Here is a 6,822-nt window from a genome sequence, read left to right on the forward strand (position 1 = left end):
TCATCTGAGGACTAAAGTCCGAACGATCAAACCAATTATGGGGTGCATAAAGATTTGCAGGCAACTACAAAAAACATTGTGACATCGTTCCAAAAGTCTTGTGCGCTTGAGACTGCATTTACTGCGGTAAAATAGTCTTGTTTGCACTGTTCCCATTGCTGGTCTGACCGTGGCACTCCCTGAAGTCCGAATGCGCTGTTTGCGTTGCCATTCCAAGCTGCTTCTGCATCTTGCAAGTAGAAGCCAAATTGCTCGTTCGTAATTTTAATATCCTCAAACCCGATCGATCGCAAAATTTGGCAGCACTTCTCGTGCGTCCCCAGTAACTCGTTGGGATTCGGGATGGTAATGCCGTATCGCTGTACGACTTTCCGAAACAATACAGATGCAGTTGGAGAGGTTTCTGCCAGACAGGAAAAGGCGATTATTCCGCCCGGTTTCAGAGCATTGTACCATTGACCGAGGGCTTGGGGAATATTTGTCAGATAGACGATCGCACTGGAACACAAAATTGCATCAAATTGGCTTTCGTGAAATTCTTGTTCGTCGGCGTCTGCTTCCGCAAACTCGATATTCGTCAGCCCTAAATCTGCAACTTTTTTCCTCGCTTGCCGCAACATTCCCGCAGCAAAATCAGTTCCCAAAACACTGCCCTCGGGCCCAACAACCTGCGCCGCCGCAATCGCCGCTAAACCCGTTCCGGTGGCGATATCTAGAACTTGCTGGCCCGAGCGCAATTGGGCCAATTCTACTAACCGAGTTGCAGCCCGTTTGTGAAATTCATTTTCGTAATCCGGGCGGTTGTTAAAGTCATTCAGAATCTGCTGTTTGTAGGCACTTAGCGAGTCAGTCATGCCGAGAGATTGGTGGGATTTTTTATATTGTGGCAGATTGAGGTTCGATCGTTTGGAATGCGAGTCCGCATCCATAACGGTTGAGTAAAGTCCAAACGATCGAACCCATCTGATGATGGTAGTTCTCTTAGGACATGATATTACCTCTAAATTCTTCAGTCTGCGGAGGCAGACATTGTTTGTATAAACCTGGTTTCAACCGCCAACTCTCCGCCAACTCCCCTCCAACTCCCCGCCGACTCCCGCCAACTCCCGCCAACTCCCCGCCGACTCCCGCCAACTCCCCGCCGACTCCCGCCGACTCCCGCCAACTCCCCGTCTTGCTCCCCGGCAACAAACACCGCAAAACTGGGCTTGCGAAGCTGTAATCAGCTACAATCCAGTTTGGTAAAGAATTTTTACGAGCTAACTGCCCATTACGGCCTTTTGGGCCTGTATTACCCAACCTGCCTGAAAATATGGATTTTGCTACTCTTGCAGCCCAGCTAAATGCTGGAACTATCTTGCCCGAGGGAATTGTCATCATCACCCTCTTGGTGGTTCTCGTCGGCGATTTAATCGTAGGCCGCAGTTCCTCGGGTTGGACTCCCTACGCTGCCGTTGCGGGTTTGCTGGCCGCCGTCGCTGCCTTGTGTTTGCAGTGGGATAACGCTAACACTATCTCGTTTCTGGGCGGTTTTAACAGCGATGCCTTGAGTTTAGTGTTTCGCGGAATTATCGCTTTGGCTGCGGCTGTCACTATTTTGATATCCGTGCGCTACGTACTGCAAACGGGTACTGCTTTAGCGGAATTTATCGGCATTTTGCTGTCGGCTACTTTGGGGGGAATGTTCCTTTCCGGCGCTGATGAATTGGTGATGATTTTTATTTCGTTGGAAACTCTGAGTATCTCGTCTTATTTGCTGACGGGTTACACAAAACGCGATCCGCGTTCCAATGAAGCTGCTTTGAAATATTTGTTAATTGGTGCATCTTCTTCGGCGGTGTTTCTCTACGGTATTTCGCTGCTGTACGGGTTGTCTGGCGGCCAAACTACGCTAAGTGCGATCGCAGCTAACCTTTCTACTGTTAATAACGGTGAATCTCTCGGTTTGGTGATTGCATTGGTTTTTGCGATCGCCGGCATCGCCTTCAAAATCTCCGCAGTTCCCTTCCACCAGTGGACTCCCGACGTTTACGAAGGTTCGCCTACACCCGTTGTCGCCTTCCTTTCAGTCGGTTCCAAAGCAGCCGGTTTTGCCCTAGCAATCCGCTTGCTAACAACTGCTTTCCCCGCACTTACCGCACAGTGGCACTTCGTATTCACAGCCTTAGCCATACTCAGCATGGTGTTGGGCAATGTGGTTGCCCTCGCCCAGACTAGCATGAAGCGGCTTTTAGCTTATTCGTCGATCGCCCAAGCCGGTTTTGTGATGCTGGGTTTGATTGCAGGAACAGAAGCCGGTTACTCCAGCATGATATTTTATCTGTTGGTTTACCTGTTCATGAACCTAGGCGCATTCGCCTGCATCATCCTGTTCTCCCTGCGGACTGGAACCGACCAAATTAGCGAATACTCCGGTTTGTATCAAAAAGACCCGCTGTTAACTTTAGCCTTAAGTATTTGCCTGCTTTCTCTCGGCGGAATTCCGCCCTTGGCTGGATTCTTCGGCAAAATTTATCTATTCTGGGCCGGCTGGCAAGCTGGACTTTACGGCTTAGTTATCCTGGGATTAATTACCAGCGTAGTTTCAATTTACTACTACATCCGCGTCGTCAAGATGATGGTAGTAAAAGAACCTCAAGAAATGTCGGACGCCGTGAAAAATTATCCGGCAGTTCGCTGGAACCTTCAGGGAATGCGGCCTTTGCAGGTCAGCGTTGTACTCACCTTAGTAGCGACAACATTGGCCGGTATTTTATCGAATCCTTTGTTTAACTTAGCAAACGATTCTGTTACCAAAACTCCCATGCTGCAATCGGCATTGAGTCACGTTGTGCCGATTTCTGCTGCGAAAATCGAATCGAATCTTTTGTCTCGCCAGGATTAAGTTTCCCTGGCTTTGAAATATTGAAACGCGCCTAACTTTTTGAAGTTAGGCGTTTCTTTTTTGTTGTGATATACTTAGGACTAAGGCTAACTGGGGACTATCGACTTGTAGGGTGCGTCAGACTTTCATTATCAACGGGTAATCAAGAGTTTACGCTCTGACCAACCTTACTAATTATGACACTTGCGTAACTCCTGATACTGTTAATTATGATTTTTAAGCGCTGATTAACGCAGATAAACGCAGATAAAAGTGAGTAATTGAGAATGACTAAAGAACACGTATACCGCATCAACACTGTTTGGACTGGTGCCAGTCAAGGTTCTACTTCATCTTACGACGCTTATTCTCGTGAGTATGCCATAAATATTGAGGGTAAGCCGCCATTTGTGGGTTCGGCAGACCCGACTTTCCGGGGCGATGCTTCTCTGTACAATCCCGAAGATTTGTTGGTGATGGCACTGTCAGCTTGTCATATGTTGAGCTATCTTGCTTTGTGCGCTCGTGCTGGGATTCGGGTAGTCTCTTACTCGGATGCAGCGACGGGCAAGATGGCACAAAAGAATGGAAAGATTCGATTTACCGAGGTAATTTTGCATCCGCTGGTAACAATCGAAGCTGGTGACGATTTGGAAAAAGCCCGCAGTTTGCACGACAACGCACATCATGTTTGTTTTATTGCTAATTCGGTGAATTTTTCGGTGCTTCATGAGGCAAAAATGCTAGTAAAAAATCAGCCCAACAAGTTTTATACTCCCGATGAGTATCGAAAGTTAGAAGAAACTGCCGAGTTTATAAATGAATACCGCGATGGAGAAATTTTACCAATGGCAGGCAGCACGATTAATCGCAGCCAGATTAAAGGCAATATCTGTGCTGGTTTGCATACTGCTTTGCGGGGGAAGAATGCAAAAGTATTTATCAGCGGTTTGCGGTTGTGGATTCCTAGGTACCGACGGGGAACTTACCCGGATGTGATGGTTATTGAAGGTGAGCCAGTTTTCAACGAGGGACGCAGTGATGAGATCCTCAATCCGATGCTCATTGTGGAAGTGCTTTCTAAGTCTACCAATAATTTCGATAAAGATGATAAGTTTCGGTTTTATCGCTCGATTCCTGAATTGCGGGAATATGTATTAGTGAGCCAATATGAGTTTTTCGTCGAACAGTATATTAAAACTGACTCGAATGAGTGGTTATTTAGGGAATATGAGGGAGAAACAGCAACAGTTTCTTTTGCTTCGGTGGGAGTGCAAATGTCGATGAGTGAGATTTATGTAAAAGTAGTATTTGAAACCCAGGAAACGGAAGCACAAGAAGAAAATTAATCCTATTGAAGGATGCGAATATCAAGATGCCCGACTTCGCCATCAAATTTATTCAGTCGTAATCGAGATTGTTACCAAGAAGTCGGGGATTTGGTTGGTTGGCACCTGAGTTTCACAAGTTAAATTAAGAGTAAAATTAAATGAATGTAATTTGGTTACTGTTAAAAGCTTCTTGGTTAAATGTTTCTATCGCCATACTCACAGGCTTAATCAGTGGCGGTTGCAGCGCTAGGTTAATTTCCCTAATTAATCGGGCAATCAGCGACAATTCCAATGGTAATTTAGTCTGGTATTTTGCCGGATTAGCAATCTTGGCTCTTTTGAGTGGCTTTGTATCCCAGTTTTTGTTAATCTACCTTTCTCAAGAAACGGTTTATAACCTGCGACTTAGTTTGAGCCGGGGCATTTTGTCTTCTCCTTTGCGGCAATTGGAAGAATTGGGTGCTAGCCGCTTGCTGGCTACTCTGACTGATGATGTGCAAACGCTTTCCAATACTATATTTGTGATTCCTTTTCTGTGCATTGATATCGCCATTGTTGTGGGATGTTTGACTTATTTAAGCACGCTTTCTGGGGCAGTTTTTGCGGTTGTTTTTGCTTTTCTGGCGGTGACGATTGGCACTATACAACTGCTGCTCAATAAAATGCGGAAGTTCTTCGATTTATCCAGAGAAGAAAAAGATGTATTGTTTAAGCATTTTCGCAGCATTACTGACGGAATTAAGGAACTAAAACTGCACTCTTTGCGCCGCCAAGAGTTTTTTGCCGAAGAATTGCAAGTGAGCGCTGCTAATTCTCGTAATTACAATTTGCAGGCGCTGAATACCGCAGCAGTGGCGATTGGAGTCGGGCAATTGCTGTTTTTTACGTTGATAGGTTTGCTATTGTTTGCTTTGCCCAAATTTGTGCCGATTTCTGCTCCTGTTTTGTCGGCTTACATTTTGACAAGTACGTATTTAATGTCTCCCTTTCAGAATATCTTGGAAAGATTGCCTGATATTTTTCGGGCTAATACTTCGGTGGAAAAGATTGAGAGAATGGGATTGGCTTTGGCAAGTCAAGCTGAGATTAATTCTGTGGTAAAAATGGTTGAAACTGCTGATTGGCAGACTCTTGAATTACAGGGAGCAACTCACCGCTATCCGGGAGAAAAAGAAGACAGCAATTTTATTTTGGGTGAGTTAAATTTGAAGTTTCATGCGGGTGAGTTGGTATTTATCATTGGTGGAAATGGCAGTGGTAAGTCTACTTTGGCTAAGTTAATCACTGGTTTGTATATTCCTGAATCGGGAGATATTTTGCTAGATGGACAGCCGATTAATGATGAGAATCGAGAATGGTACAGGCAGCATTTTTCGGTGATTTTTTCGGATTTCTATTTGTTCGATCGCCTTTTGGGAATGACTAATCGCGATTTGGACAATCAGGCGGCTGAATATCTGCAAGAGTTTCATTTGGATCGTAAAGTTAAGGTGAAAGATGGGGTTTTGTCAACCACGGCTTTGTCTCAGGGACAGCGAAAGCGGCTGGCTTTGCTGACGGCTTATTTGGAAGATAGGCCGATTTATTTGTTTGATGAATGGGCTTCGGATCAAGACCCGTTTTTTCGGGATATTTTTTACAAGCAGTTGTTACCGGAGTTGAAGCAGCGGGGGAAAACTGTGTTTGTCATCAGTCACGACGATCGCTATTTTGATTTAGCCGATCGCGCAATTAAACTAGATTACGGTAAAGTAGAGTATGACCGATAAAATGGATAACTACCGAATTGTGGAAACTTTGACTGACAGCCAGGTTTCCGACTTGATGGATTTGTACAAGAACGAGTTTTGGTGCGACAAGCGGACGCGGGAGGATGTGGTGAAAATGCTGGCCGCCACTGATGTTATCGTTGGTTTGGTCGATGAGGGCGATCGGCTAATTGGCTTTACCCGCGTCATGACTGATTTTGTCTACAGAGGCACGATTTTTGATGTGATTGTCCACCCAACATACAGAAAGACGGGACTGGGTAAGGTGTTGATGGATGCAGTCTTAAATCATCCCCAACTGCAAGTCGTGGAGAATTTGTCTCTTAACTGTTTGCCGAAAATGATACCATTTTACAAACGCTGGGGTTTCACTGATGATATCGGTGAAATGAAGTTTATGCGAAAAAATCGATGAATTTAGTGGGTTCAAATGCCTAATCTTTCTCTAATTATTTCGGCTTTGAAACCTACTAAAACAGCGGTTCCATCTTTGACAAAAAGAGGACGTTTCAGCAGCATCGCATCCTTAGCAAATGCTTCCACCCACTGTTCGCTAGTCCACTTTTTCTTGTCGTCGCCCAACGCGCGGTAAGATTGACCGGAAGTATTTCGCATTGGTTGAAAACCCAAAGTAGCTACCCAGTTTTGAATGGTTTCGCGAGTGGGCGGCTGTTCTTTTGTGTTAATGAACTCGTAAGTAATACCACTATCTTGGAGCCACTGGAAAGCTTTTTTGCAGGTTCCGCAGTTGGGAATTCCGTAAACTTGAATTGACATATAGGGACAGTTGACAGTTGACAGTTGACAGTTGACAGTTGACAGTTGACAGTTGACAGTTGACAGTTGACAGTTGACAGTT

General features: G+C 45.2%; 7 protein-coding genes. 5 read left to right on the forward strand and 2 right to left on the reverse strand.

Annotated elements, in window-relative coordinates; translation table 11 throughout:
• Positions 1-35: 35 nt before the first annotated feature.
• Positions 36-854: a class I SAM-dependent methyltransferase gene (locus QUB63_RS28910; RefSeq protein WP_332948815.1), complete on the reverse strand. Its 819-nt coding sequence runs from the start codon at positions 852-854 to the stop codon at positions 36-38.
• Positions 855-1,033: 179 nt separating this feature from the next.
• On the opposite strand from QUB63_RS28910, the gene QUB63_RS28915 reads away from it, so the two are divergent.
• The 5 genes from QUB63_RS28915 to QUB63_RS28935 all read left to right on the forward strand — a co-directional run bounded on the left by QUB63_RS28915 (position 1,034) and on the right by QUB63_RS28935 (position 6,378).
• Positions 1,034-1,222: a hypothetical protein gene (locus tag QUB63_RS28915; RefSeq protein ID WP_332948816.1), complete on the forward strand. Its 189-nt coding sequence runs from the start codon at positions 1,034-1,036 to the stop codon at positions 1,220-1,222.
• 90 nt (positions 1,223-1,312) lie between these two features.
• The gene (locus tag QUB63_RS28920; protein WP_332948817.1) at positions 1,313-2,884 is read left to right on the forward strand and encodes an NAD(P)H-quinone oxidoreductase subunit N; all 1,572 of its coding nucleotides are present in this window, start codon (positions 1,313-1,315) and stop codon (positions 2,882-2,884) included.
• 266 nt (positions 2,885-3,150) lie between these two features.
• The gene (locus QUB63_RS28925; protein WP_332948818.1) at positions 3,151-4,212 is read left to right on the forward strand and encodes a Uma2 family endonuclease; all 1,062 of its coding nucleotides are present in this window, start codon (positions 3,151-3,153) and stop codon (positions 4,210-4,212) included.
• Positions 4,213-4,352: 140 nt separating this feature from the next.
• Entirely contained in the window at positions 4,353-5,963 is a 1,611-nt protein-coding gene (locus QUB63_RS28930) for a cyclic peptide export ABC transporter (RefSeq protein ID WP_332948819.1), read from the forward strand.
• A complete protein-coding gene (locus tag QUB63_RS28935) occupies positions 5,953-6,378 on the forward strand; it encodes a GNAT family N-acetyltransferase (RefSeq protein WP_332948820.1) in 426 nt (141 codons plus the stop codon). Before QUB63_RS28930 ends, QUB63_RS28935 begins: the two co-directional genes overlap by 11 nt.
• A gap of 11 nt (positions 6,379-6,389) precedes the next feature.
• Here the strand turns inward: QUB63_RS28935 and QUB63_RS28940 are convergent.
• A partial coding sequence (locus tag QUB63_RS28940; protein ID WP_332948821.1) for a Spx/MgsR family RNA polymerase-binding regulatory protein occupies positions 6,390-6,822 on the reverse strand: 433 nt, incomplete at its 5' end.

This window comes from Microcoleus sp. ARI1-B5 (assembly GCF_036705795.1).
Taxonomy (GTDB): domain Bacteria; phylum Cyanobacteriota; class Cyanobacteriia; order Cyanobacteriales; family Microcoleaceae; genus Microcoleus.